Below are 25,148 nucleotides of genomic sequence, written 5' to 3'. Positions count from 1 at the left end.
ACCCTCTTTTCTATCTAACATTCTAACTACCTATTATACTAGAAATTCCCTAAAGTATATAATCCAAGTTATGGGAGAAAGTCAGGAAATTTGTTTAATCGTACATATACAAATAAACGTATAAGGCTTTGCCAGCGCACAAAGCCTTATACGTTTTACACATGCTGTCTGATTAAATATGTCGTCTTTCCATTAAATGAATGCCTAGTCCGGTAAATAAGACAGTCATCAATGTTAAAATACTGATCGGCTGCAGGAGCTCTGTAAAGGAATAGCCGTAAACTGCTGCTCCCTGAATAATATCTAAACCGTATTTGATTGGATTCAAATTTGCTAAAAACAGCAGGACAGGATTGCTGACAATTTCTAACGGCCAAAATGCGCCGCCAATCATGGCTAAACTTACTGTAATAATACTGATCGCTGCATTAAACTGCTCCACATTTTTAACAAGTGCTGTAATCAAAATAGACATAGCAACAATAGCTAAAGCATATGGAATCAGCATCAGTAAAATTTCAATCATTCGATCATTAAAGGTAATCCCCCGCCAGAAATAGAAGAAACTAAAAATAATTATAATTTGCAGATAGCCTTCTATAAAACTGTAAAACAGGTTCGCAATATACATTTCTGATTTCTTGATTGGCGATAAAATCATCCGGTCCCAGACACCCATTCTTTTTTCTGTCAGGATTTTGACTACCCCATATGCGATGGTATAAATCGCAAAAAATAATGCAAAGCCGCCCACACGATGTACATTATCATCATATTGCCAGGATTCCTCTCCTGAAAAGCTGTGTACCGACAAGTCAAATGTACCTTCCGAGGCAGCTTCCTGGTAGGATGAAACGACTTGACCCGCTTCCATTCCTTCTGCGTCTGCTGCCTCCCGGATTAATGCCTCTTGCATATCTGTTGTATATACTTCCTGGACCGTCTGTTGGATCAGACCTGCATTGGGAGATTCTACGCCTACTAAAATATCAAAACGATCCACAGATAAGATAACGCCCGTATCTGCATCCCCTTCCCTTAACTCTTCTTGCAATGCTTCTTTATCAACTTCATAAAAACGAAAGGCTTCCTGCTCCTCCAGAGAATGCTGGTAATCACTTGCTCCGTCTTCCACATAGACAGGAACTGGAATTCCGCCGCCTCCTTCCCCTACATTTAAAGAAGAAATAACCCAGGCAAACACAATCGACATTCCTGTAAAAAGGAGAAAAGTAAATGGATTACGAATAAACTCCCTTATCCGTGCTAATAATATGCCTTTCATCGTGTCGACCCCCTTTTTGGAAAGCTTATTGCAGCAACTATAATCATCAGAGCACCAAAACCAATCATGTAGATAAGATAATTTGAAATGTCCTTTATGCCGCTTCCTTGGAGTAACTGGATATAAGCACTTAATCCAGAGCCATTCGGTGTCATATTACCGATACGCTGAATCATTTCTGATAATTCTCCAATCGGGAAAAAGCTCCCTCCGATAAATGCAAAAATAGAAGTAACGACCCCTGAGAAAAAGCCAACAATCGCATCTGATTTAAAACGATAGCTGATAGCTGTTAATAGTACGGTGATCCCGCCTACAGCAACAGCATAGGAAAAGGTAGTTAACAAAAATGCCAGCACATCATGAAACGCGACTTGGAAAACAAAATAAGAAAAACCAAAAATAATCATTAGCTGAATAAAGGCAATAATCATACCAGAAATCAGGATGCTGAAGAAGTACATCCATCTCGGCATATCACCGACAATAATACGGTCAAACACCTGATCCTGCCTTTCTCTGGTTGCAAAGAAACCAATGGTAGAAGCAACATATAACCCGGTAAAAACTGCCATGGCAACCGTATAATAATCACGAGAGGAAATCGGATCCTGCTGTTCAATTTGTGTCTGCTCACCGACGTTTGTGACAGCCTGCATCTCATCTATATCTACAGCCAAATCATTTTCCTGCAGAAAAGCCTGTGTTGTCAGATTCTCATCAAATTGCTCCAAAATTTGTGATAAGACAGATGAATAGATTCCATCCTCCTGATTGACATGCAGCGTTAAATCTGGTTTGGCAGTGCCCTGTCCTGAGATAGCCTGCAGCATATCATAGGTGAAATTTTCTGGTACTTCGATTAAACCGGAAAAGGAATCATCCGCCAGCACATCTGCTTTTTCCTCTTCCTGTATGACCTCTAATTCAATCATTTCCTGCAAATCTTCTCCTTGAAAAATATCCTCCCGGAGCATTGTAACCATCTGCAGGTCTTCGCTGTCACCAAACGCCTCTGCCGGCGCACCAATTGCTTCCATTTCATTGATAAATCGCTCAACCTGATCCGCTTCATCTTGATGCTCCAGCCAGGCTACTTTTAATTCAAGCTTTGGACTGCCGCTTTCCATAAACCCTGCCAATGCAAAGCTTAAAATAAGAATGAGTATAATCGGCAACCCCAGAAGTAAGAAAATCTGGACAGGATTACGCCATAGCAGGAGCAATTGTTTTTTAACTAGTTGAAATATCATAGCCGTCCTCCTCTAATCACGTAATGCTCTTCCGGTTAAGTGCAGGAATACATCCTCCAGCGTCGGGGACTTCACATGCAGCGAGCGTAAAGAAATAGCATATTTCTCCGTCATCGAAATAATTTCAGAAAACAAATTGACTTCCTTTGGCGTAATTAATGTAATCTCTTTTTCTTCCACATGCACATTTGTCACGGATTCATGCTCCTTCAAATGGGCAATAAATGCTTCACTCCAATGGTCAGCCTGGATTGAAATCGTATTTTCGGAAGAAAGAATCTGCTTGATTTCCTCCTTCGTCCCAGAAGCAATTAAATTCCCCTGATCCATAATATAAATACGGTCACACAGATAATCTACTTCTTCCATGTAATGGCTTGTATAGACGACCGTCATTTGATTTTCTTTGTTCAAACGTTTGACAGTCTCCAAAATATAGCTTCTTGATTGCGGGTCGATGCCGACAGTCGGTTCATCCATAATTAAAATTTTAGGGCTGTGGAGCATAGCCACCCCAATATTCAACCTTCTTTTCATCCCTCCGGAAAAAGACTCTACCAACGCTTTTCGCTTCTCTGTTAAACCAATTTGCTCTAAAATCTCATTCACCCGCTGTTTTAAATTTGAGCCCTTCAAACGATAAATTCTTCCAAAGAAAAGCAGGTTTTCTTCCGCCGATAACTGCGGATAAAGTGCGATTTCCTGCGGTACGACCCCAATGGCTTTCCGTAATGGAGATGGCTTTTTAATGACAGACTTTTTCAAAAACCGGACGTCTCCCTGTGTCGGCTCAATCAATGTAGAAAGGATAGAAATAGCCGTTGATTTACCAGCTCCGTTCGGACCGAGCAGACCGACGATTTCTCCCTGTTCAATAAACATATTTAATGCCTTTACTGCTTCTATTTTTTTAAAACGCTTTGAAATATCAACTAATTCCAGCATGTTAGCCCTCCTGTCAAATCTACTTATATTTTATCGTCTTCCCGAGCAAAGCAACACTTTCCTCCGTCACTAATCGGATGGAAAAAAGTGACTCCAGTCATTTTTTTCATCCAACACTTCTTCTTTCCTTGCTTAACACAAAAACAGCAGAACTGATTTTCAGCTCTGCTGTCATTAGGTAATTCATCCTTTTTCATTTTTAAATTGCCTTTGAGACCAAACCAGCGTAATAACGAATACGAGTGCGATGCTGAACAGAAAAATCAAAATTCCCATCTGCTGCTCATAAACCGGGTCAAAAGGCAGAAAACCAATATAGAATTCATCCGGCATTTGCAAATCGACCGGGATACAGACCCGTAATGATTCTAAAAAGACAGCCGGATCCTTGTAGGTTTGATAAATGCCTGTACCTGCTAAAAGACCATAAAAGCAATAGGGTAAGAATGCAGATATTTGAACGGCCGTTGCATACCATCTGACACGATTATTCAGCCAATAATAGAAAAATGCAGCCCAGAAATTCAATGCAGCCAAAAACAGACACATCATAAAGAAATGATTCCAGTACAGCTCTATTCGGGCAATATCAAACATAAATGGCAAATGATAACCGTAAAAAAAGACCGTCAGCAGGGTAATAGCTACTGCAGGCTTCCGGAAATAAGCAAGTGCGCTTTGTATCCAGCTGATTTTTTCACTGATCCACGATTTTGGCCTCCATCCAATAACAAGCAAGGGAGCCGCAACAAAAAGTAAACCGACAATTTGATACATATGTGCCTGCAAGGTCAGCCTGCCAATAATATTTAATGGACTTCCCACAGACAAAAATAAGACAACCATGCCGAAGAGAAAAGAGATAATATAAAGCATACCGCTCTTTCCCTTGGAAGGAATCATAAAAAAATAACAAACAATCATAAATGCACAAAACAAAAAGATTCCGCCATTCCACAGGGTTGAAAAATGAAATTCATCTAAAAATATTGCAATCATCTCTTCTTCACCAAACTTTTATTTAAGGTTACTTCTATTTTAAATTATGTAACGGCGGACTACAGCAGGGAATTCGTACAATTTCTTGACATTCGTTCTTGAAACTTCCTTTTTAAGAAATATCATGAGTAACCGCATAGATAGCGAGCTGCGTCCGGTCACGTAAATCAGTCTTTTGCAGAATAACAGAAATATGATTTTTTATCGTCCCTATAGAAAGATACAATTCAGCAGCGATTTCTTTATTCGTTTTTCCCTGTCCAACCTTCTGAATAATTGCTCTTTCCCTTTCTGTTAGCTCAATATTTGCTGCAGCGCTTGTTTTCTTAGATTGCTTTAACAATCTCGGCATTACTTTCGCGGTCACCTCATCATGCAGCACCAAGCCGCCCTTCATAACACTGTATACCGCTTCGATAAGCTTTTTGCCGTCAGAGGTTTTCAATAAAAAACCGCTTGCTCCTTCATTCAGTGCTTCCAGAGCATATTCATCGTCATTAAAGGTGGTCAGAATGAGAACAGGCACATCCGGCCACTGTTCTTTTATTTTCCTAGTCGCCTCAATACCATTCATATCCGGCATCCGGATGTCCATAAAAACAATGTCAACACGATGCGCGCTCATCTTTTCCATCGCTTCGAATCCATTACTTGCTTCGCAGCTTACACGAATCTGTTCATCCTGTTCCAGAATCATACGCAGTCCTTGACGTACGATTTCCTGATCCTCTACAAGCATCACGTGGAACATACATTATCATCTCCTTCCGTCATCAATATCAGCTGGGAATCCTTCCTGATAAAACAAACTTATCAGGTAACTGAAGAATCTCTAATTTCCCATCGAATTCCTCCACACGACTTTGCATATTTGTTAGTCCAAATCCCGGTTCATATGCTTTTACTTGATGTATTTTATTACTGATTTCAAAATGGATTGCCTGATCTGCAGATTTACTTAAAGTTACAAAAACCTCACGGCTGTTGGCATGGCGCATGGCATTGGTAATCCCTTCCTGAATCACCCGATAAAGAACAACACTTTTAGCATTAGAAATCGGCACGGATAAAACCCCTTTCTTCATCGTGAAATGCACATTCAAATGACTCTCACTTTCTAATTTCCGAATCAGCTGGACAACCGTTGCGATTCCTTCCGATTCCTCCACTTTTAAAGCTTTGACAGCATCTCTCGTTTCCTCCAGGCTTCTGTTTGCCAATTCCTTCATCTGTCCTGTTTTCAAATCCGGATATTGAATCGACAGCATTTCTATCTGCATCATTAATGCGGTCAAATGATGTCCGACAGAATCATGCATATCTCTGGCGATACGTGCTCTTTCCTCTGTTTTTGCATTTTTCTCCGCATCCACATGCTGCCGTTTCAGCTGCCTGTAGGAATCATTCAACTCCTCGTATAAATGCTTATAATACTGGTTATGACTCCATTGCTGATGCAGGAGAATACTTATTGCCAAAATAAAAATACTTCCAAGAAATAATTCAAGCGAAATCGATGAAAAAAAAGAAAAGAACATACACGCTGCTATTGCTGCAGCTGACAGCGTATAATATGCTTGTGTTTCTACCTGTCTGGCAGCTAATACCAGCAAAAACCATATTAAACTGATAGAAAATAAAACATTATCTGTGAAAAAGAAACCGGCACATAGAATAACAATGATATTGCCTAAGAAAAGATACAACTCCTTCGTTCGAAACGATAAGAGAAAGAAAAAAGCCAGACTCAGTGCAAATAAAAAGAAATGATAAGGGATAAATGTACTGTTAAATAAGAGTAATCCAACCCATAATATTGAAAAAAGCAGAAATTGCAGCCAAAATTGTTTCATTCTGTCCCCCTCTGGATTTACGACCTTATATCTTCTAAATAGGTAGTAACTACACGCCACGCTTCTATCTTCTCTTCAAATGTTTTATTATATTTTCCAGGAATAGGACTTGTAGAAGGAAGCTTTATCACATCGACTTCCTGCTGGAGCACCGGAGCGATAAACTTCTGAAACATTTGATATGCTTTTGTTCCATTACAAGCGATCAGCTGAATAGAAGGATATGCCTTTAAAAGTCCTGCAATATCATTAGGTTCTTCTTCTTGAATATGCATATCCAGGCTCCCTTGCCGATAACAATAGCCGACAGTATCCCATAACGCCAAGTGATACTTCTTCATTAAATGTAATTTTTCAGAATACGTCTCTACGGCTTTTTCATTTAAAATATGATACATAATCGGCCAGAAATGATTTCTGGGATTTCCATAGTATTCTTGTTCTTTTAATGACTTTTTACTCGGCATGGAACCGACAATCAGCACTTTAGGCTGATCCCCGATAACCGGCGCAAATGATTGAAGCTTATCCATCATAGCCCTCCCCGCTGAATACTGTTTTAAAGAGATTGTTTAATAAACACATCCTTACAATTCTACACTTTTAATAAACATAGCCGGATTTCCTCCGTAAACAACGTTTGCAGGAACATCCTTAGTCACGACAGAACCGGAAGCAATTACTGCATTATCACCAATCGTTACACCAGGGTTAATTATTGCCCCGCCGCCAATCCATACATTATCACCTATGGTTACTGCCTTACCAAATTCTTTTCCGGAATTACGCTCTACCGGATTGATCGGATGCGTTGCAGTATAAATATGTACACCTGGAGCCAGCATGCAATTGTCGCCGATTCGAATCGGGCAAACATCTAACATAACACAGTTAAAGTTTGCATAAAAGTTTTCCCCGACATGAATGTTATAACCATAATCACAATGAAAATCAGGTTCAATAAACAGGGATCCCCCTGTTGAGCCAAATATTTCTTTCAGACAGCTTGTCCGTCTTACCGTATCATCCTCTGTCAGCCCGTTATAATAACGCATCATCTTTCTGACATGCAGCCGGTCCTTTACTAATTCACTATCTCCCGGATTATATATTTCCCCTGCCTGCATCTTCTCTTTTTCTGTTGTCATTACATCTCCTCTTTCATTTTGTTTTTGTCCTGCTTCTGAATACGGTTTTTAACCCATTGAATGATTCTTTTTACTTTAGGGAACAGAAACTCATATAGCCGTTTAAATTCTGCACCAAATAAGACCCAAAAAAGGATATACAGATGCCCTAATAAGAGAAAGACACCTATACCGCTTCTTCCTCTGGCCTGCTGCCATATATATGCGATTTCATTCATACCCTCTGGACGATTAATACTATATAGAAAGCCCGCAAGCGGTAATAACAGAGATAAAATAATAGCTAGAACAGCCAACACTTCAAATCGTCTTCTCACCCACTGAATAATACCAATTATCAATGCAGCTGATATAACCAGCCCGTAGATAAGGAGTGTGCTGTTTGATAAATCAGTCATCCCTATGACTCCTCCTTCCATTTTTTAAGATTACAGGGAGCGTTGAAATCGTATTTTTACTTTTTTAGCATCCCTTATACGCTTCATATCATATCCAACATACTTTCTTCCTTAAATTCTCTATACTTTCTTAAAATACATGAAAATATATACTTCGATTTTAGCGTAACCCGGTCTTGAATTCCAGTAATCTTTGAAACAACAATAAAAAACTGCCACCGAAGTGACAGTTTCAATGCTTATTTAAGATACTTCTTCAGCAAGCTCTCTTGTTCCAGTAACCTGCTTTTCTTTTTTACGCCGCGGTGTCATATTGAAAATTATATTTAATACAATCGCTGTAACACTTCCTGCAACAATGCCGTTGCTGGTTAAAATTTGCAGTGAGTTCGGAAGTACATCAAATAATTCCGGTACGACTGTTACACCGAGACCCATTCCAATCGAACAAGCAATAATCATAGAATTCTCCGGCGACTCCGATATTACAGCACCAAGCATTTTTATGCCTTGTGCAACAACCATTCCAAACATCGCTAACATCGCTCCGCCCAGCACAGAGGTCGGAATAATCGTTGTCACGGCAGCAATCTTAGGGACAAATCCTAATACAACCAGCATCACCCCGGTAATCACAATGACACGTCTTTTTTTCACACCTGTCATCTGCATCAAACCGACATTTTGAGAAAAGGCTGTGTACTGAAATGCGTTAAAGATTCCTCCAAGGAAAATCGCTAATCCTTCTGCACGATATCCTCTGGATAAATCTTTTTCATTTAATTTTTTATCCGTAATATCACCTAATGCAAAATAAACACCTGTTGATTCGACCAGTGACACCATCGCAACTAAAATCATTGTAATAATTGCCGACCATTCAAAGGTCGGTGTCCCAAAGTAAAATGGATGAACCATATGGAAATAAGAAGCCTCTGCAACAGCTGAAAAATCAACTCTTCCCATAAATGCAGCTGCAATCGTTCCTGCACCTAAACCAATCAGGATGGAAATGGATTTTAAAAATCCTGTTGTAAACCGGTACATTAAAATAATAAATAATAATGTTCCAAATCCAAGCGCGATATGCGCAGTTGATCCGAAATCTCCTGCTCCTTCTCCGCCGCCCAGATTATTAATGGCTACAGGAATCAAGGTAATTCCGATAATTGTTACAACGGAGCCGGTAACGACCGGCGGAAAAAAGCGGACCAGCTTTCCAAAAAATCCGCTCACGACGACTACAAATAACCCGGATACAATAATCGCACCGTATATCGCCGTGATGCCATACTGTCCGCCGATAGCAATCATAGGAGCAACTGCAGTAAAGGTACACCCTAAGACAACCGGAAGTCCGATACCGATAAATTTGCTGTTTAATACTTGCAGCAGTGTCGCCACACCGCACATTAAAATATCAATTGCTACCAAGTACGTTAATTGCTCTGTACTCAGTCCGAGAGCATCCCCGACAATCAGCGGAACTAAAATTGCTCCGGCATACATTGCTAATAGGTGCTGGAAACCTAATGCTGCCATTTTCATTGCCTGAGAGCCTCCTCTTTAAAAGCCACCTGATTATTTTCTAAGGAATCGATAATAGCCAACGATTCTACTTTAATTCCTTTCTCACGGAGCGCCTGTCCGCCTTCTTGAAAGCCTTTTTCAATGACGATACCGATACCGGCAACGTCTGCCTTTGCCTGCTTTGCAATATCTATTAATCCAAGTGCTGCCTGTCCATTAGCCAGGAAATCATCAATAACCAGCAGGTTGTCGCCCTCTTTAATAAAATCATGGGAAACAGAAACCTTGCTTGTCGTCTGTTTTGTAAAAGAATAAACCTCTGCAGTTAAGAGATTATCTGTTAACGTCAACGATTGACGTTTTCTTGCAAAAATAACCGGAACACCAAGCTCCAGCCCTGCCATCGTCGCAGGAGCAATGCCTGAAGATTCCAGCGTAAGAATTTTAGTTATCCTTTTGTCACGGAATCGATTCGCGAATTCCTTCCCGATTTCCTGCATTAATACAGGATCAACTTGATGATTTAAAAAAGCATCTACTTTTAACACGCTATCTGATAATACTTTTCCTTCTGTTACAATTTTTTCTTTTAGTAAATCCATGAATGATTCCTCCTAAAGTATAAAAAAGCCCGAAAATCTACCATGGGAAAAGTAGATTTTCGAGCTTTTTGTCGAATAATCAAGCAAGCGTGCATTGTTTTAAGACATAATACAAGCTTTTTAATACTTTTCCATAGTCAGTTTATTTACGGTAAACCGGTAGAAACTTGCAGGCCGTATCCCCACGATTATATGAAAAATATTCATTTTTGGGTTGAGTTAAAAAATAAAGAATGCCTATAGTATAGCACGTACAATCACAAAAACAAGCATAAGGGAAAAATTAAAATCTTTCTAATAATTCCGATTAAAAAAAATGAATTTCTTATTTATTTTCCCACTCCAAGAATTCCAGCCTGTTCCCGAATGGATCCTTGACATAGAATCTTCGCGCATTCGGAAGTTTACTGTCCCATTTTGTCGAAATACCGGCGTTTTCTAAATAAGTCTGTAATGCGTCGATTCTTGATACACTAAAAGCAGGATGTGCTTTTTTCATAGGGGAAAACGGTTCCTCGATTCCAATATGAAGCGCGATTTCTCCTTCGCTAAACCAGACACCCCCATTTGGCTTTAGCGACTCCGGTTTTTCTTCTTCTGCAAACCCTAAAATATCACGGTAGAACTTTTTCGCTGTTTCCTCCGAACCCTTTGGTGCAGACAGCTGAATATGATCTAATTTTTCTAATTGAAATGTCATTATTACTCTTCCTCCTTTAAATGGAAAGCTTTATATCAAGCATAGCAAGAAGAAGCGAAAAGTAAAAATCGTATTTTTGAATCTGTTTGTATTTGTTTTACTTATTGGATGGAAACTGTAAATTTAACCGATATCTGCCAATGAAAAAATCTCCCTGCATCAGGAGACTTTTATTCCAATTATATACTTGTATATCCGCCATCGACCAACAAGCTTGCTCCTGTTATGAAAGAAGCTTCTTCACTTGCTAAAAATAACACTGCATTGGCAACTTCCTCTGGTTTTCCGAGCCTGCCAATAGGATGAAGACGTATTAAATCTTGTTTTGCTTCATCTGGCGCATCTTTGAGTAATGGTGTATCAATATAGCCTGGATTGACATTATTGATTCGAATTCCTTTCGCAGCATATTCTGCTGTAGCTGTCTGGGTTAACAGCTTTACGCCTCCTTTTGCTGCTGCATAAGCGCTGACCCCGGCTTTGCCGACAAAGCCATGGATCGAATCGTTATTTACAATGGCGCCGCCCTTTTCTTGTTTTAACATTTGCTCAATCGCATATTTATTCGTTAGAAATACGCCTGTTAAATTAACGTCGATTACCTTCTGCCAATCCTTTAAAGACAATTCATGCAGGAGCGTGCTGTTCCCGATTCCTGCATTTGCAAAAACGATGTCCAGACGGCCATATGCAGCAACTGTTTCCTGCACTAATTTTTGAACATCCTCTTCATTCGTCACATCCGTTTGGATAAAAGTTGTCTCCAGTCCCTTATGATTGAGTTCATCTGACAGCTGTCTCCCTTTCTCAGACATATCAGAGAGTACCACCTTGGCACCCTGTTCAGCAAATTTTACCGCAGTTGCTTTTCCAATCCCGCTTGCTGCGCCTGTTACAATCGCTACCTTACCATCAAATCGACTTGTCATTTCCAATACATCCTTTCTGTACTTCAGTTCAATTCATTAAATTGTATTGTTTCCAAGTCGGAAAAAGATAACCATTTTTCCAAACTGATGCTAATGACAATGCAAATTTTCTCTTTCACCTTAATGAAAGAGAGCTTATTTAAAATTATAAAAAATCCCGGGAGCGAGGCCGCTGCCGGGATAGGATAATAAATTATGTATACAGGCCACATTTGCCGTACCATGCAATAAAAAGTTTTAAACCACCACTTCGCAAAGTGGGTGTCCGCAGAAACCTTCCTGTCTTCCATTCCTTTATGACGGCTCGACATTTCAATTTCGATGTAAAACTCCCTATTCCAACATTAGAGGTTAAAACTTTTATTGATACGAACAATGTAGCTTGTAGAATTTATCATACGCCTTTTTTCTAAAAAAAGCAATGATAAGGATAGCCTAATTTTTTCTTTTTAAACAGTTAAAAAGTAACCATCGTTTTTTGATTACCTGATATCAATTGCTGTGAAATTAAACTCTATTTTTTATAAAAACAGCTTCGTTGATCCCCGCCCTGTCTTATTTTTAGAGCCTGCTTTGGGATAGCTTCGGCGTTTACTTGCTTTTGACGCCAGCCATCTTTCTAAAAAGTGTTCCGCATCCCCATCCTGCTGAGCTTCCAACGCCTTCATCAAAATGAATGCGGAAGCCTTTGCATCTTCTAGGGCATGGTGATGGATCAATGGAATATCGTGATAATCTGCTACTGTATGCAAGCGGTGATTTTCTAAATGCGGCCATACACGCTGCGAGATTTTCACAGTGCATAAAGAAGCAAAATCATGATGTCTTAAATCATATTTTAATAGAGATTGACGCAGCACACTCATGTCAAAACTGGCATTATGTGCTACAATGATATGCCCTTCCAGCTTTTCATACAGAGCAGGCCACAGGTCTTCGAAAGTCGGTGCGTCCTGCACATCATCCTCTCTAATGCCGTGAATCCGGATATTCATACTGCGAAAATCGCTAAGCGGGTTTATCAAGGAATAATATTCATCCAAAATCTCCTGCTCATCAAATCGGACGACTCCTATCGAACAGGCACTGTTTCTTTTTTCATTGGCTGTTTCAAAATCAATTGCTGCAAACTTCATCTGTTATCAGCTCCTAATAGCTTGTAAATCTTTGGCCGGGAGTTCGTAATAGTTCTTCCCTTTTTTGGTCTGTACGTTTATTTTCGACTGTTCCTCTAAATAAATCAATCGTGTCAAGGTCGCCATAAATTGACTGGCAAAGGCAAGACTTTTCATCGGACCATACGCTTTTGTTGTTAATTTAAAAGCAGTCATTTCTTCCTCTTCCATCAGCTCTAATAATTGCTGCAGCCGTTTTTCATGACGTTGGAATATATCTGTTATCCGTTCATTTAGGTCTTCAATGATATCCCCATGCCCCGGCAATGCCCGGCGCACCTGATAGCCCTTCAATAGCTCCAGTGCTTCAAAATAAGCTTCCAGCGGATTGTGTTCCTCTCCCATCCATAACCCGATTACCGGGGAAAGATGGTTTAATACATGATCACCAATAATCATGATTTCTGTTTCCGGCTGATAGAAGCAATAATGATCAAGTGCGTGGCCAGGCGTCCATATCGTCTGGTATGACCGGTTTCCAAGTGTTATTTCATCATTATCTTCAAAAAATCCATCCGGCTCAAATTTATAAATATGGGATTCATCTCTTATTTTTAAAGGAATCGGCGGAGCTCCATGTTTTTTGATTAAACGCTTTATTCGATTTTTACGAGCTTTCGCATCTCTTCCCTTATGCATTTCTTCATAACCGCGTTTGGACACATACACAGGAATTTCATAGATTTCTTGAAACCAGCGAGCTAAGCCGATATGATCCTCATGCGTATGTGTCAGCACAAGCTTTTCAATTTTATACTTACTTAGAACACGCTCCCATAAAGCTTTTGTTTCTGGTGCATGGATCCCTGTATCAATCACGGTATAACCATTGTCGCCTTTGATAAGATAACTGTTTACCTCTCCCATAGCCCCTTTAAACCGGACAACAAGACGGTAAATGTCATCTGTTATTTGCTCCAGCATGTCGAACCTCTCTTTTCTGCATCCTTTATATTGTTATTTTATCGCGATTTCCTGCTTTTGCAAACTGAAAGATACTGACTATTGGTAATGACTTGATGTCCAGCCTTTAAAGAATAACCAATTACTGGTAGTCTAAATAAGGTGAAAGGAGCAGATAAAATTGAAAAAAGATACATTGAATATTATCTTTGCAATAATCGTTTGTACAACGATTATTACCGTTGGCAGTATTTTAGCTATTCAAATTAATAACAATCATAAAGCAAACGAGCTGATTATTGAAAAGTGTATGGAGAACTTTCATGAAGAAGAAAGTGTTACATTGGAAAAAGAAGGACTTTGGTCACCAGTGGTCTGTAAAAAATAATGTTGAAATTCAAATATAAGCAGTTCATTTTAGCATATTTAATTTAGTGTTCTTCACAAAAGAAAGGGAGCGAAAACCGCTCCCTTCTACATTTATCTCTTATTCCCGAATTTGCCCTTCACCGGAAACAATAAATTTATTCGATGTTAATGCTTTTAAGCCCATTGGCCCTCTCGCATGCAGTTTTTGTGTGCTGATGCCGATTTCTGCACCAAACCCGAATTCAAAGCCATCCGTAAAACGCGTAGAAGCATTATGGTACACTGTTGTTGCATCTACTTTTTGCTTGAAAATTTCAGCGTGAGCTGCCGTTTCTGTAATAATTGCTTCTGAGTGTTTCGTGCCATACGTATTAATATGATCAATTGCTTCATACACATCCGCTACGATTTTCACACTGATTTCTAAACCAAGATACTCCGTTCTCCAGTCTTCCTCTGCCGCCTCTTGTACAAAAGGTATCTTTTCTACAACACGGGCATCGCCATGAACTGTAACGCCTTGTTCAATCAAAGAAGCAATTAACTCATTTCCGTGCTGATCAAACCAATCGGATTGAATAAGGAGGGACTCAATCGCATTACACACAGACGGGCGCTGCAGTTTCGCATTTAAGGTAATTTCTTTTGCCATCTCTGGATTTGCAGTTTCATCTACAAAAACATGGCAGTTTCCTGCCCCTGTTTCGATTACTGGAACACGCGACTCTCTGACAACGGTATCAATCAGGTTTTTCCCTCCACGCGGGATAAGCACGTCTAAATATGCGTTTAATCGAAATAGTTCACTTGCGGTTTCTCTGCTTGTATCCTCTATTAATTGAATCGCATCAGGAATCACGGCACTGTTTTCCAGCGCTTCATGAATGACCTTGACGATTGCCAGATTAGAATGAATCGCAGATGAGCTGCCTCGCAAGATAATGGCATTCCCTGTTTTAACAGCAAGTGTTGCTGCATCAACAGTGACATTTGGTCTTGCTTCGTAAATCATGCCGACGACGCCGATTGGGACACGTGTATTAACAATCTTTAAGCCATTATCCTTTTCAATCGTTTCAAGTATTTCACCGATTGGATCAGTTAAATCAATAATTTGCAGAATCGCATCCGCAATGTCAGCAATACGCTGGTGATTTAATTCCACACGGTCAAGCAGTGACGCAGATAAGCCTTTCTCTTTTCCAGCCTGGATATCCAATCGATTGGCTGCAAGAATCGCTTCTTCATTTTCTCTTAATCCATTGGCAATTTTTAATAACGCTTCATTTTTTTCCTTTGTCGTGCATGTTCCAATTTGATAACTGGCTTTTTTAGCAAGCTTTCCTTTTTCGATTACTTCACTCATGATAATTCCCCTTTCATTGTCTCGAATGAGACCCACTTGTCACGGTGGATCACTTCAATTGTCGGTACAGCGTGAATATAATCTGATTCACGCAATTTCATAACGGCTTCTAATTCTTCGGAGGAGCATTTTACCTGTCCTCTCCCTAATAAAGCGGACTTTCCATAAACCTCGACAACATCCCCTTTTACAAAATAACCCTCTACCGCTGTAATACCCGGGGAAAGCAGGCTGCTGCCGTGATACATTAAGGCTTTTTCTGCCCCTTCATCTATTACTACCCGGCCATCTAAATCCGAATGCAGTGAAATCCATTGTTTATTCGCCGGTAAATGCGCTTTTCTTTCGCTGTCGATATAGGTGCCGTCACCCTTCCCTTCTAAAATAGCTGCCAGCTTCTCTTTTCCGTAACCCCGTCCAATAAATACCGGAATACCGACGGAGGATGCCATTTTCGCAGCCATCAGCTTCGACTTCATACCGCCTGTTCCTACCTTGGATCCAGTTGCGTCTGTCTGCGCAATCAGCTCTGTGCTGAGCTTCATTAAATGGTCGTAGCGTGTTGCGTCCGGGTGTCTAGCGGGATTTTTATCATATATGCCATTGATATCAGTTAAAAGAATTAAATGGTCCGCATGAATTAAACCGCCTACTAATGCAGAAAGCATATCGTTATCTCCAAACGTAAGCTCGTCAATGGCAATCGTATCATTTTCATTGATAACCGGGATGACCCGCCGCTCCAGCAATTCTTCCATTGTCGCATAAGCATTTCGATATCTCCCCTGATCGGAAAAATCACTTCTGGTCAAAAGGATTTGAGCAGCAGTAATATCGTATTCTTTTAGTTTTTCCATATAGGTCTGGATTAGAAGCCCCTGACCTACAGCTGCTGCAGCCTGCTTTCCTTTTTGCGTAACAGGTCTTGAAGAATAGCCCAGCTGCTTAAACCCTGCAGCAATTGCTCCCGAGGAAACCAAAATCACTTCCATATTATTCTGATGAAGCAGCGCGAGGGCATGGACATGATCCTCCAGCTGCTGTTGGTCTATTTCCCCATGCGTATTGGTTAACGAGCTGCTTCCTATTTTAACGACAATACGTTTTGCTGCCATTGTCATTCCACCTCTCACTTTCTAAAAACATTTTAACCAGGAAATAAAAAAACTCCTCCATCCCCTATAAACAGAAGGGACGAAAGAGTTTACTTCCGCGGTACCACCACAACTTAAATACGATTCTTTAACTGCGCCCGCCTGGGCAACCGTATTTCACTTATTCCGGGATAACGCTCGGAAGACGCTTATGTTTTGCATAAGACTGATAAAGGCAGGTTCAGTAAATCAACAATGAGGAATCTCACAGCTTTGGACAGATGCAATTAAAATTTGCTTCCATCCTCTGATTCCATCTCTGTCATTGTGACGGCTTACTTACTAGTCCTTCCATAACGTTCGATGTATTGATATTAATTATTATCAGATTTTTTCTCGTTGTCAATAGAGAAACGCATTTTATTTCAGGGAATGCGATAACATTGATTCTAAAATATCAGAAAAGTATACTGAAGACAAGCTATTCATTCGAGATTGAAAGAAAAAAGGAGGATCTATTCCATGTGCTTAATCACCTTTGCCTATCATGCACATCCAAAATATAAATTCATTTTACTCAGTAATCGGGATGAGTTTTATCATAGACCTGCGCTCCCGGCAGCTTTTTGGGATGACAAGCCGGATATTCTGGCTGGCAGAGATTTGCTGCAGCTGGGAACCTGGCTGGCCGTTTCCAAGCAAGGGAAATTTGCAGCGGTGACCAATTATCGGGACCCTTCTCTTCCAGCATCTAAAACATTTTCCCGTGGAGAGCTTCCGGTAGATTTTTTGTTACAGAATTTTGACGGGGAATTGTTTTTAGAGCAGCTTTCAAAAAATCGTCATAACTATGCTGGATATAACATTCTTTTCGGTGACAAGGACACATTGTATCACTATAATAATGTGTATAATCAGGGTTCTAAGATAAAAGCAGGGGTTTATGGATTAAGTAATGATACGCTGAATACACCCTGGCCCAAAGTTGAACATTCTAAAAAGGAACTGACGGATTATATCCAGTCACACTCAGAAATGAAAACAGAAGATTTATTACACAGCTTACAAGACAGAACACAAGCTGACAGCGGACTTCTTCCTCAGACAGGGATTCGTGCAGATTTAGAAAAAGCATTATCTTCCATCTTTATCGAAACACCTGATTATGGCACCAGAGCATCCACTATTGTACTCATCGATCACCATAACAAGTTGACTTTTATTGAAAAAACGTATGATAAGGAGGAAATACTTCAGCAATATGAATTTTTGATTGAATCTGATTAAAACTGCATACACAGGGAATGTTAAAAAGTAGAGTAAAAAAATACATAGAGGAGGTTGACCCATGACCTTATTTGAAGATCCGGCGTATGCCAGCCGGATGCTGACGCTGTTGACATTATCATTTCATATTATTTATGCCACAATCGGTGTCGGTGTTCCTTTGATGATTATGATTGCCCAGTGGATCGGGATCAAAAATAACGATAATCATTACCTGCTGATGGCCAGACGCTGGGCGAAAGGATTTGTTGTTACCGTTGCTGTCGGAGTAGTAACAGGTACCATTATCGGACTTCAATTATCCCTGCTGTGGCCGAGCTTTATGGAATTAGCAGGAAATATTATCGCGATGCCATTATTTATGGAAGTGTTCGCCTTTTTCTTTGAAGCGATTTTCTTAGGAATTTATTTATATACCTGGGATCGTTTTGATAATCCGAAAAAACACTTGCTTTTATTGATTCCGGTAGCTGTCGGCGGCGGCATGTCAGCTTATTTTATCACTGTGGTGAATTCATTTATGAACAGCCCGGCAGGCTTTGATATCATTGGAGGAGATTTGGTTAATGCGAATCCGGTTCTGGCCATGTTTACTGTGTCCATGCCGACAAAGGTTGCTCATGTGCTATCTACAGCCTATATGACGATTGCCTTTATGTTCGCTGCGATTGCGGCTTTCCGGCTGCTTCAAAAGAAAAATCAGGAGTATCATAAAAAATCGTTGCATATGGCCATGAAGATTGGTTTGATTTTTGCAATTGCTACAGCTCTAATTGGCGATTTATCTGGTAAATACTTAGCAGAATATCAGCCTGAAAAGCTGGCTGCGGCAGAATGGCATTTTGAGACAAGCACGGAAGCACCATTGGTGATGTGGGGCGTATTAGATGAAAATAATGAAGCCAATTATGCCCTGCATATTCCTTATGCCTTGAGTATTCTTGCGCATGGCTTCCCAAGTTCAGAAGTAACCGGTCTGGAGGAATTTCCGGCGGAAGAACAGCCTCCGCTCGTCATCCATTATTTCTTTGATACGATGGTCACCATCGGGATGTTTATGATTGCCTTATCTCTGCTTTACTGGTTTGGAATGAGGAGAAAATGGGCTTTCGTCGAAAAATCATGGTACCGCTGGCTGATTGTCGCAGGCGGACCGCTCTCCTTCTTAGCTATTGAAGCCGGCTGGTGGATGGCGGAAGTCGGCCGTCAGCCGTGGATTTTAAGAGGGCTGATGACCATAGAGGAAGCCGCTACAACAAGTGACTATGTCGGCTGGATGTTTGTGTTATTTGCCGTCCTTTACCTTATTCTGGGTGTCGGAACGGTTGTTGTATTAACGTATATGTTCCGGAAAAACCCGGTCGAAAAGGATTTAGAACGCATGCAAGGTGGTGACGAATCATGATATTAGAAATTATCGGTATTTCCGTTCTCTGGTTATTCTTATTTGGTTATATCATTGTCGGATCCATCGATTACGGTGCTGGATTTTTCAACGCTTACAGCATCGTTACCGGAAAGCAGCATATTCTTTCCAAAATTATTCAGCGTTATCTGTCACCTGTATGGGAAGTTACCAATGTATTCTTTGTCTTCTTCTTTGTCGGAATCGTCGGCTTCTTCCCGCAGTCTGCTTACTATTTCGGAACCATTTTACTGATTCCGGGCAGCTTGGCACTGATTTTACTGGCGATACGGGGTTCTTATTATGCATTTGAATCCTACGGAAAACAGGGGCATAAAGGATATGCCATTATGTACGGGCTTTCCGGGTTGCTTATTCCGGCTTCCCTGTCGATTGTTCTGACCATTTCGGAGGGCGGCTTTGTCTTTATGGAGGATGGAAATCCGGTCTTAGATTACAGCGCCCTGTTTTTCAGCCCGTTAACCTGGTCCATTGTTGTTTTAAGTATTGTGGCTGTGCTATATATATCAGCAGTGTTCTTAACCTGGTATGCAGATGAAACAGGCGATATGGATGCAACAAACTTAATGAGAAAGTACGCATTAGGCTGGTCCATTCCTTTGATTATTGCCGCTTCAGGAATAATTGTCGAGCTTTACTTCCATAACGAAGCTCATTTTGCAAATCTCTTAAGTCTCTGGTGGATGTTTGCCGTTTCCTTTGTGTTATGGATATTGACCGTCATCCTGATTTGGAAGCGCAAAAATTATGGAATAGCATTTTGGCTGCTTACCGGACAATTTGCCTTTGCTTTCTTCGGTTACGGGATAGCCCATTATCCATACCTTTTATACCCTCATATCAGCATTCATGAAGGGTTTACCAATCCGGCAATGGCCATCTCGCTTATCGTTGTCTTTATCTTAGGTATGGCGCTTTTAGTTCCGTCTCTGTATTTATTGTTAAAGCTATTCCTGTTTGATAAAAACTATATTAAAGGAAAGAAGTGATAATATGTTGAACCAATTTCTGATTTTCATCGCTCCTTTCATCGTCCTGATTGCAGCAATTGTTTTAGCATTTGTCGCTGCAGCTAAGGATAGATAATGCACAAATGCCCTCAGCTAACCGATTTTTTAATCGGATTAGCTGAGGGCATTTTTGGTTCCCCTTATAAGCGAAAAATACAAAATATCCTTTTTAGATACGACTGTTTATTGCCGTTACACCAGCTGACTATTTTCCAGCTCCTTCATCGCTTTAAAGTAGCCGTCTTTCTTCCCCATCAGCTCCATATAAGTGCCTTGTTCAACGACTTCTCCGTGGTTCATGACAATAATCTGATCCATCTTTTCCAAGCCTGTTAAACGATGCCTGATGGTTACCACCGTCTGATATTTTGTTGCCTTTTCTATTTCCTCCATTATTTCCTGCTCTGTAATCGAATCTAACGATGATGTCGGCTCATCCAGCAGCCAGACTGAAGCATCCCGTAAAAACAGACGGGCAAGTGCCAGACGCTGCTTTTCTCCGCCAGACAGGTTTGTTCCCTTTTCCAATACTTGGTCCTCTAATGAAAAATGGCTTAATTGAACCTTTTCTAATGCTTCCTGGCAGGCTTCTCCCCCCGCCTCTTTATTCGCAAATCGCAGGTTTTCATAAATACTTCCGTAGAAAAAATGATTATGCTGCAGGGATACATTCATTTGTCTCCATAAACTTTCTGGAGCAATTTTATCAAGCTCTTCCCCATTTACTAAAAGATGACCGGATTGGATGGGAGCAAAGGTGAGCATCGCCTGCATCAACGTCGATTTCCCTGAACCGCTTGGCCCGACAATGGCGATATTTTTTCCCGGTTTTATTTGAAAAGCCGCGAGACGCACAGCCGGCTTATTTTCATTTGGATATTGAATGGAAACATCCTTAAAATCAAATTGAATCGGGACATCTGTTTCAAGTTCATGAACAGCCTCTTCGGTTTGCGCCTCCTTTTCCCAAACCTTGATGAGACGTTTAGAGGAGGCTTTGCTTTCTTCTAAATGCGCAGGAAGCACTGCCATCGATGGCGTATCCTCAAACACCGTAATGGCAATCATAAACAGCATCGCTAACAGTGTTCCGGCAAGGTTTCCCTCTGATACATAAAACCCTGCCTGCACGAGAATAATTACTGCAATGAAAAAAGAAAAGAAGATAACAACGGCTTCCCGGATAGCAAGCTGGCGATTTTCTTTCGCCTTTATTTCTTCGTATTGCTTCATATTATTATCGAGCTGCTGTTTTTTCCTTTCCGCCTGTTGAAAGATTGTCAATTCCCGGAACCCGTACAGATAGTCTGTAAATTCCGAGGACAATGCACCTCTTTTTTCCCGCATCGTTACAGCTGTCTTTTTCTGAAACAGATAAAAGATGGATGGGAAAACAACCAGTACGATAATCACCCCGCCAATCATTGTCATAGCCACCCCTATAGATAAATACATCGTAAAGAAAATCGTAGCTGTAAAAACGGCTGCCAATACCACCGGCGGATAAAATACACGTAAAAAGAAATGCTGTAAGCTCTCTACATCACCAACGATCCGTGCCAGAATATCCCCGCTTCTGTATTTTTGCAAAAGTCGGCTTGCCAGCGGCTCTATCTGATCATAAACCTTCAGGCGGATATTTTTCAGAATCGTAAAGGTTCCGCGATGAGAAAAATAGCGTTCCCCGTATCTGCTGACAGCTGAGGTAATCCCCAACAGCTTCACACTCGCTACCAGAATCATCAAGGTATAGATCGGCGGTGCAAAAGCGGCTTGTGAAATCAAATAACCGCTTGCTGCAAATAAGGAGACAGCGGTAATCCCCGCTAAAAATCCAAAGAAGATAGAAATCAGAATATCCTTTTTTTCTTTCAGCATCATTTTTAAGACCAGACTGATATCCTTCATGCTTCCCGCCCTCCTTGCTGTGTATGGATCATTTTTCGATACATTTCATTGTTTTCGTAAAGTTCTTCATGTGTCCCTTCTCCTGCTATTTCTCCCTGATCTAATAAAAATATTTTATCGGCGTTACGGATTGTATGCAGACGGTGAGCAACAGTAATCATCGTTGCTTGATTTTTTAAAGTATCTAACGATTTTTGCAAGATATGCTCGGTCTGAATATCCAGGCCAGTAGTCGGCTCATCAAAGAATAGAATTTGCGGCTTTTTCAAAAGGGTACGGGCAATTGCAATCCGCTGCTTCTCTCCTCCTGATAAGCCTCTGCCTCCCTCTCCGATAATTGTATCTAATCCGTCAGGCAAAGCAGTGATCCACTTCCATATTCCCGCATGCTCTGCAACCTCCTGTATGACTGTATCATGCTGTTCTTCCTGAGAGCCGAGCAATATATTTTCCCGCACGGTTCCAGAAAACACATAAGGCTGCTGCGATAAATAACCAATCCGCCCGAACCAATCTGCTTTTTCTACCTTTTCTTGCGTAATACCGTCAATCAGAAAGCTTCCTTCTTTCGCCGGCAGAAAACCAGCTAATACATGCAGCAAGGTTGACTTACCTGCACCGGTTTTACCAATGATTGCCACCTGCTCATACGGTAAAATCCGCATGGAAGCCGGAGCTAATTGAAAGTTTCCCTCTTCATAATGGAAGGAGACCTGTTCCAGCCTTAATTCGGGTGCTTTATCGGTTTTTAATGAAGCAGCTCCCCAAGGAACTGGAGTCGTTTCTTCATCAAGCACATCCTCCACCCGTGAAGCTGCGCCCATACTTGCGCGTCCGGAATGAAAGGCGGAGCCCAGCTGTCTCAATTGGCTGAACAGCTCCGGCGCAAGAAGTAAAACAAAAAATCCCGTAAAAAAGCTGAGATTTTGAAAAATAATCATCCGGATTGCAATCTCTAAAGCAATCAGACCGATACTCAGCATAGCGATAAATTCCAAGGCTAAGGAGTTTGTAAAGGCAACCTTCAGCACACCCATCGTTGCATCCCGGAAGCTTGTACTGTCCTGATCAATTTTATTTCTCTGCTCTTGAGACCGGCCAAATAATTTCACTGTCGGCAGACCCTGTAATGTATCCAGGAACGTTCCTGAAAAGGCTGCTAATTCAGATAGCTGTTCCTTTGATTTATCCTTTGTTTTTATACCAATAATCATCATAAAAATAGGTATAAAGGGAGCTGAAACAAGAATAATTAGTCCGCTCGTCCAATTCTGAATAAAAATAACTACCCAGACAATCAGAACAATGCCGACAGATTGAATAACCTGTGGAAGGTACTGACTGAAATAGCCATCTATTTCATCGACCGTATCCATAAATAAGCTTGTCTTCCGGCCGGACTGTCCTTTATCTGCATCGATCATAGGCTGGCTGGTAAAATGACGGAGCAGTCTTTTCCGTATCGAAACCTTCGCAGTCTGTGCCATTTTTATGCCAGACCCTTTTATCATAAATTGAAAAACCGTTCGTACCAAAAGCATGCCAATCAATATAAAAACAGCAGGAAGAATAGATGAAAATGCCGCATTATCCAAAAACAGATTCTGAATAATCGTTACCACAAGATAGCTCTGCCCTACGATGGCCAGTGCCATAAAAAGGGACGCCATCCCCATCCAAATCATCCTGTTCCGAAAAACTTTTGTAAATTCCTTTAACAACGGATCACCACCCTTAAACACAACGTAATCAATTACAATATATCCTCTACTCCATTATACAACAGCACGCTTTCCACCGCTCACCACACAGTGCACTGCTCCATTTAGAAATGAATATTTTATGAACATCCGCTATTTGTAGAGTTTTTTCAGGAAACACATATATTAACCTATATATAACTATTCCATGAATATGAGACAATAATAAAAAGATTTACAGGAGTGTCCTATCATGTCTAATTTTTTCCTTAACACCCCAACAAATTTTAATATGAGCGAGAAAAGCCTTGGTGATAAATTACTTTATTATGGCGGAGTGGTTACTACATTGGGAAGTATTATGTCCCTCGTCGGATCAACGATTTTATACAATGAAGATGTAGAAGAGGAAGAAGAAGCTTTTGAAGAAAATTCACCTGTTACGAGCCGCCAGCTGATAGAAATGCAGCAGCAGCTTGACCTTTTACAGAAAAAAATAGATAAGTTAGAGAATCAAGGGCAGTAGATAATTCATTTCCTGTCCCTGATTCACCTTTTTAAAAGTTTATTCTTCTTAACTTAACGGGTTCTGTTCTCCATTTGTTTTTTCTCTCCCGTCCAGCAAAACGAAAGAAGCGGACAATCTTCACATAACGGCGTCTTCTTACAATATTGTTTTCCATGCTCCACAATTAATGCGTGAAATTCCTGATGCATTTTTAAGTCATGCGGAAAGAAATTCTCCACTTCAATTTTAAGCGCATGATAGGTTTTGGGAAGCTGATAGCCGATTCGATAAAACAATCGCATCGCATAGTTATCCGCAATAAAACCGGCTTTATCAAAAGCGTACAGCATCATCGCATCCGCAGTTTCCTCTCCGATTCCATGGATTGCCAGCAGTTCTTTACGGAGAACAGCTTGATCAACGCTTTGAATCCTCTCTACCTGAAAGTCATATTCTTGAAACCAATGCAGCCAGGCCTTGATTTTCTTCGCTTTCATTCGATAGAAGCCGCTTGGGCGTATTTTTTCAGCAAGCTCTGCTTCTTCCATTTGTATTAAACTCTCAGCAGTTGCTTCTTTCCCCAGATGCGCCAGAGCCAACTCGACATTTTTCCAATTTGTCCGCTGTACCAAAATAGCGCTGATCAGCATTTGAAAATCAGAAGCTGCCGGCCACCACCCTTGAGGGCCATAGTGATGAAATAATTGTCGATATAATTCCGTATAGCTTATCTTTTCTGTCATCTGAATCTCCTCTATTT

Annotated in this window: 25 protein-coding genes, 1 other RNA gene and 1 riboswitch; of the genes, 5 read left to right on the top strand and 21 right to left on the bottom strand. The window is 40.7% G+C overall.

What is annotated here, in order from left to right:
- Positions 1 to 172: 172 nt before the first annotated feature.
- The 16 genes from MKY65_RS10900 to MKY65_RS10825 form a co-directional block, all read right to left on the bottom strand.
- Positions 173 to 1,285 (bottom strand): ABC transporter permease, encoded by a 1,113-nt coding sequence (locus tag MKY65_RS10900; protein ID WP_339184741.1) that lies wholly within the window; start codon positions 1,283 to 1,285, stop codon positions 173 to 175.
- On the bottom strand, positions 1,282 to 2,538 hold the full coding sequence (locus tag MKY65_RS10895) for an ABC transporter permease (protein WP_339184739.1): 1,257 nt from the start codon (positions 2,536 to 2,538) through the stop codon (positions 1,282 to 1,284). The genes MKY65_RS10900 and MKY65_RS10895 overlap by 4 nt, the downstream gene beginning before the upstream one ends.
- Positions 2,539 to 2,550: 12 nt before the next feature.
- Positions 2,551 to 3,483 (bottom strand): ABC transporter ATP-binding protein, encoded by a 933-nt coding sequence (locus tag MKY65_RS10890; protein ID WP_339184737.1) that lies wholly within the window; start codon positions 3,481 to 3,483, stop codon positions 2,551 to 2,553.
- 183 nt (positions 3,484 to 3,666) lie between these two features.
- The gene (locus tag MKY65_RS10885; RefSeq protein WP_339184735.1) at positions 3,667 to 4,482 is read right to left on the bottom strand and encodes a cytochrome c oxidase assembly protein; all 816 of its coding nucleotides are present in this window, start codon (positions 4,480 to 4,482) and stop codon (positions 3,667 to 3,669) included.
- Positions 4,483 to 4,594: 112 nt separating this feature from the next.
- The gene (locus MKY65_RS10880) at positions 4,595 to 5,233 is read right to left on the bottom strand and encodes a response regulator transcription factor (protein WP_339184733.1); all 639 of its coding nucleotides are present in this window, start codon (positions 5,231 to 5,233) and stop codon (positions 4,595 to 4,597) included.
- 28 nt (positions 5,234 to 5,261) lie between these two features.
- The gene (locus MKY65_RS10875; protein ID WP_339184732.1) at positions 5,262 to 6,335 is read right to left on the bottom strand and encodes a sensor histidine kinase; all 1,074 of its coding nucleotides are present in this window, start codon (positions 6,333 to 6,335) and stop codon (positions 5,262 to 5,264) included.
- A gap of 17 nt (positions 6,336 to 6,352) precedes the next feature.
- Positions 6,353 to 6,871: a DNA-deoxyinosine glycosylase gene (locus MKY65_RS10870; RefSeq protein ID WP_339184730.1), complete on the bottom strand. Its 519-nt coding sequence runs from the start codon at positions 6,869 to 6,871 to the stop codon at positions 6,353 to 6,355.
- Positions 6,872 to 6,922: 51 nt separating this feature from the next.
- On the bottom strand, positions 6,923 to 7,483 hold the full coding sequence (locus MKY65_RS10865) for a maltose acetyltransferase domain-containing protein (RefSeq protein WP_339184728.1): 561 nt from the start codon (positions 7,481 to 7,483) through the stop codon (positions 6,923 to 6,925).
- Complete coding sequence (locus MKY65_RS10860; RefSeq protein WP_339184726.1) at positions 7,483 to 7,881, bottom strand: hypothetical protein; 399 nt, start codon at positions 7,879 to 7,881, stop codon at positions 7,483 to 7,485. The genes MKY65_RS10865 and MKY65_RS10860 overlap by 1 nt, the downstream gene beginning before the upstream one ends.
- 243 nt (positions 7,882 to 8,124) lie before the next feature.
- Complete coding sequence (locus MKY65_RS10855) at positions 8,125 to 9,429, bottom strand: nucleobase:cation symporter-2 family protein (protein ID WP_339184723.1); 1,305 nt, start codon at positions 9,427 to 9,429, stop codon at positions 8,125 to 8,127.
- The gene (locus MKY65_RS10850; RefSeq protein WP_339184721.1) at positions 9,426 to 10,013 is read right to left on the bottom strand and encodes a xanthine phosphoribosyltransferase; all 588 of its coding nucleotides are present in this window, start codon (positions 10,011 to 10,013) and stop codon (positions 9,426 to 9,428) included. The genes MKY65_RS10855 and MKY65_RS10850 overlap by 4 nt, the downstream gene beginning before the upstream one ends.
- A 114-nt stretch (positions 10,014 to 10,127) precedes the next feature.
- Positions 10,128 to 10,229: riboswitch (purine riboswitch) on the bottom strand.
- Between the two features lie 109 nt (positions 10,230 to 10,338).
- Positions 10,339 to 10,713, bottom strand: a complete 375-nt coding sequence (locus MKY65_RS10845; protein WP_339184719.1) for a VOC family protein — start codon at positions 10,711 to 10,713, stop codon at positions 10,339 to 10,341.
- A gap of 179 nt (positions 10,714 to 10,892) precedes the next feature.
- Entirely contained in the window at positions 10,893 to 11,642 is a 750-nt protein-coding gene (locus MKY65_RS10840; RefSeq protein WP_339184717.1) for a glucose 1-dehydrogenase, read from the bottom strand.
- Between the two features lie 199 nt (positions 11,643 to 11,841).
- Positions 11,842 to 12,029: non-coding RNA, 6S RNA (gene ssrS / locus MKY65_RS10835), on the bottom strand.
- Between the two features lie 134 nt (positions 12,030 to 12,163).
- The gene (locus tag MKY65_RS10830) at positions 12,164 to 12,778 is read right to left on the bottom strand and encodes a 3'-5' exonuclease (protein ID WP_339184715.1); all 615 of its coding nucleotides are present in this window, start codon (positions 12,776 to 12,778) and stop codon (positions 12,164 to 12,166) included.
- A 6-nt stretch (positions 12,779 to 12,784) separates the two neighbouring features.
- Positions 12,785 to 13,741, bottom strand: coding sequence for an MBL fold metallo-hydrolase (locus MKY65_RS10825; RefSeq protein ID WP_339184714.1), 957 nt, complete (start codon positions 13,739 to 13,741; stop codon positions 12,785 to 12,787).
- 160 nt (positions 13,742 to 13,901) lie between these two features.
- On the opposite strand from MKY65_RS10825, the gene MKY65_RS10820 reads away from it, so the two are divergent.
- On the top strand, positions 13,902 to 14,108 hold the full coding sequence (locus MKY65_RS10820) for a hypothetical protein (protein WP_339184712.1): 207 nt from the start codon (positions 13,902 to 13,904) through the stop codon (positions 14,106 to 14,108).
- 99 nt (positions 14,109 to 14,207) lie between these two features.
- Here the strand turns inward: MKY65_RS10820 and MKY65_RS10815 are convergent, their stop codons facing one another.
- Complete coding sequence (locus MKY65_RS10815) at positions 14,208 to 15,455, bottom strand: glutamate-5-semialdehyde dehydrogenase (protein ID WP_339184711.1); 1,248 nt, start codon at positions 15,453 to 15,455, stop codon at positions 14,208 to 14,210.
- Complete coding sequence (proB, locus tag MKY65_RS10810; protein WP_339184710.1) at positions 15,452 to 16,570, bottom strand: glutamate 5-kinase; 1,119 nt, start codon at positions 16,568 to 16,570, stop codon at positions 15,452 to 15,454. Before proB ends, MKY65_RS10815 begins: the two co-directional genes overlap by 4 nt.
- Before the next feature lie 501 nt (positions 16,571 to 17,071).
- On the opposite strand from proB, the gene MKY65_RS10805 reads away from it, so the two are divergent.
- The 3 genes from MKY65_RS10805 to MKY65_RS10795 all read left to right on the top strand — a co-directional run bounded on the left by MKY65_RS10805 (position 17,072) and on the right by MKY65_RS10795 (position 20,251).
- Positions 17,072 to 17,836, top strand: coding sequence for an NRDE family protein (locus MKY65_RS10805; RefSeq protein WP_339184708.1), 765 nt, complete (start codon positions 17,072 to 17,074; stop codon positions 17,834 to 17,836).
- A gap of 61 nt (positions 17,837 to 17,897) precedes the next feature.
- The gene (locus MKY65_RS10800; protein WP_339184706.1) at positions 17,898 to 19,241 is read left to right on the top strand and encodes a cytochrome ubiquinol oxidase subunit I; all 1,344 of its coding nucleotides are present in this window, start codon (positions 17,898 to 17,900) and stop codon (positions 19,239 to 19,241) included.
- Positions 19,238 to 20,251, top strand: coding sequence for a cytochrome d ubiquinol oxidase subunit II (locus tag MKY65_RS10795; protein ID WP_339184704.1), 1,014 nt, complete (start codon positions 19,238 to 19,240; stop codon positions 20,249 to 20,251). The genes MKY65_RS10800 and MKY65_RS10795 overlap by 4 nt, the downstream gene beginning before the upstream one ends.
- A 213-nt stretch (positions 20,252 to 20,464) precedes the next feature.
- Here MKY65_RS10795 and cydC read toward each other — a convergent pair whose 3' ends face one another.
- The gene (cydC, locus tag MKY65_RS10790; RefSeq protein WP_339184702.1) at positions 20,465 to 22,180 is read right to left on the bottom strand and encodes a thiol reductant ABC exporter subunit CydC; all 1,716 of its coding nucleotides are present in this window, start codon (positions 22,178 to 22,180) and stop codon (positions 20,465 to 20,467) included.
- The gene (gene cydD / locus MKY65_RS10785) at positions 22,177 to 23,901 is read right to left on the bottom strand and encodes a thiol reductant ABC exporter subunit CydD (protein WP_339184700.1); all 1,725 of its coding nucleotides are present in this window, start codon (positions 23,899 to 23,901) and stop codon (positions 22,177 to 22,179) included. Before cydD ends, cydC begins: the two co-directional genes overlap by 4 nt.
- Positions 23,902 to 24,133: 232 nt before the next feature.
- Here cydD and MKY65_RS10780 point away from each other — a divergent pair, with 232 nt between their 5' ends.
- Positions 24,134 to 24,406, top strand: a complete 273-nt coding sequence (locus MKY65_RS10780) for a hypothetical protein (protein ID WP_339184698.1) — start codon at positions 24,134 to 24,136, stop codon at positions 24,404 to 24,406.
- 53 nt (positions 24,407 to 24,459) lie between these two features.
- Here MKY65_RS10780 and MKY65_RS10775 read toward each other — a convergent pair whose 3' ends face one another.
- Entirely contained in the window at positions 24,460 to 25,131 is a 672-nt protein-coding gene (locus tag MKY65_RS10775) for an endonuclease (protein ID WP_339184695.1), read from the bottom strand.
- Positions 25,132 to 25,148: the final 17 nt, after the last annotated feature.

Origin of the sequence: Oceanobacillus sp. FSL W7-1293 (assembly GCF_037969815.1) — a bacterium.
Lineage (GTDB): Bacteria > Bacillota > Bacilli > Bacillales > Amphibacillaceae > Oceanobacillus > Oceanobacillus oncorhynchi.
Note: the sequence above shows the minus strand (reverse complement) of the source record. Positions and strands in the feature narration are given on the sequence as shown.

Coding starts and splice junctions, on each gene's coding strand:
- MKY65_RS10780 (WP_339184698.1), top strand. CDS start 24,134: ATGTCTAATTTTTTCCTTAACACCCCAACAAATTTTAATATGAGCGAG.
- MKY65_RS10885 (WP_339184735.1), bottom strand. CDS start 4,482: ATGATTGCAATATTTTTAGATGAATTTCATTTTTCAACCCTGTGGAAT.
- MKY65_RS10870 (WP_339184730.1), bottom strand. CDS start 6,871: ATGATGGATAAGCTTCAATCATTTGCGCCGGTTATCGGGGATCAGCCT.
- MKY65_RS10855 (WP_339184723.1), bottom strand. CDS start 9,429: ATGAAAATGGCAGCATTAGGTTTCCAGCACCTATTAGCAATGTATGCC.
- MKY65_RS10800 (WP_339184706.1), top strand. CDS start 17,898: ATGACCTTATTTGAAGATCCGGCGTATGCCAGCCGGATGCTGACGCTG.
- cydC (WP_339184702.1), bottom strand. CDS start 22,180: ATGAAGGATATCAGTCTGGTCTTAAAAATGATGCTGAAAGAAAAAAAG.
- MKY65_RS10775 (WP_339184695.1), bottom strand. CDS start 25,131: ATGACAGAAAAGATAAGCTATACGGAATTATATCGACAATTATTTCAT.
- MKY65_RS10860 (WP_339184726.1), bottom strand. CDS start 7,881: ATGACTGATTTATCAAACAGCACACTCCTTATCTACGGGCTGGTTATA.
- MKY65_RS10815 (WP_339184711.1), bottom strand. CDS start 15,455: ATGAGTGAAGTAATCGAAAAAGGAAAGCTTGCTAAAAAAGCCAGTTAT.
- MKY65_RS10850 (WP_339184721.1), bottom strand. CDS start 10,013: ATGGATTTACTAAAAGAAAAAATTGTAACAGAAGGAAAAGTATTATCA.
- MKY65_RS10880 (WP_339184733.1), bottom strand. CDS start 5,233: ATGTTCCACGTGATGCTTGTAGAGGATCAGGAAATCGTACGTCAAGGA.
- MKY65_RS10805 (WP_339184708.1), top strand. CDS start 17,072: ATGTGCTTAATCACCTTTGCCTATCATGCACATCCAAAATATAAATTC.
- MKY65_RS10825 (WP_339184714.1), bottom strand. CDS start 13,741: ATGCTGGAGCAAATAACAGATGACATTTACCGTCTTGTTGTCCGGTTT.
- MKY65_RS10845 (WP_339184719.1), bottom strand. CDS start 10,713: ATGACATTTCAATTAGAAAAATTAGATCATATTCAGCTGTCTGCACCA.
- MKY65_RS10830 (WP_339184715.1), bottom strand. CDS start 12,778: ATGAAGTTTGCAGCAATTGATTTTGAAACAGCCAATGAAAAAAGAAAC.
- MKY65_RS10900 (WP_339184741.1), bottom strand. CDS start 1,285: ATGAAAGGCATATTATTAGCACGGATAAGGGAGTTTATTCGTAATCCA.
- MKY65_RS10795 (WP_339184704.1), top strand. CDS start 19,238: ATGATATTAGAAATTATCGGTATTTCCGTTCTCTGGTTATTCTTATTT.
- MKY65_RS10895 (WP_339184739.1), bottom strand. CDS start 2,538: ATGATATTTCAACTAGTTAAAAAACAATTGCTCCTGCTATGGCGTAAT.
- MKY65_RS10840 (WP_339184717.1), bottom strand. CDS start 11,642: ATGACAAGTCGATTTGATGGTAAGGTAGCGATTGTAACAGGCGCAGCA.
- MKY65_RS10875 (WP_339184732.1), bottom strand. CDS start 6,335: ATGAAACAATTTTGGCTGCAATTTCTGCTTTTTTCAATATTATGGGTT.
- MKY65_RS10865 (WP_339184728.1), bottom strand. CDS start 7,483: ATGACAACAGAAAAAGAGAAGATGCAGGCAGGGGAAATATATAATCCG.
- MKY65_RS10890 (WP_339184737.1), bottom strand. CDS start 3,483: ATGCTGGAATTAGTTGATATTTCAAAGCGTTTTAAAAAAATAGAAGCA.
- proB (WP_339184710.1), bottom strand. CDS start 16,570: ATGGCAGCAAAACGTATTGTCGTTAAAATAGGAAGCAGCTCGTTAACC.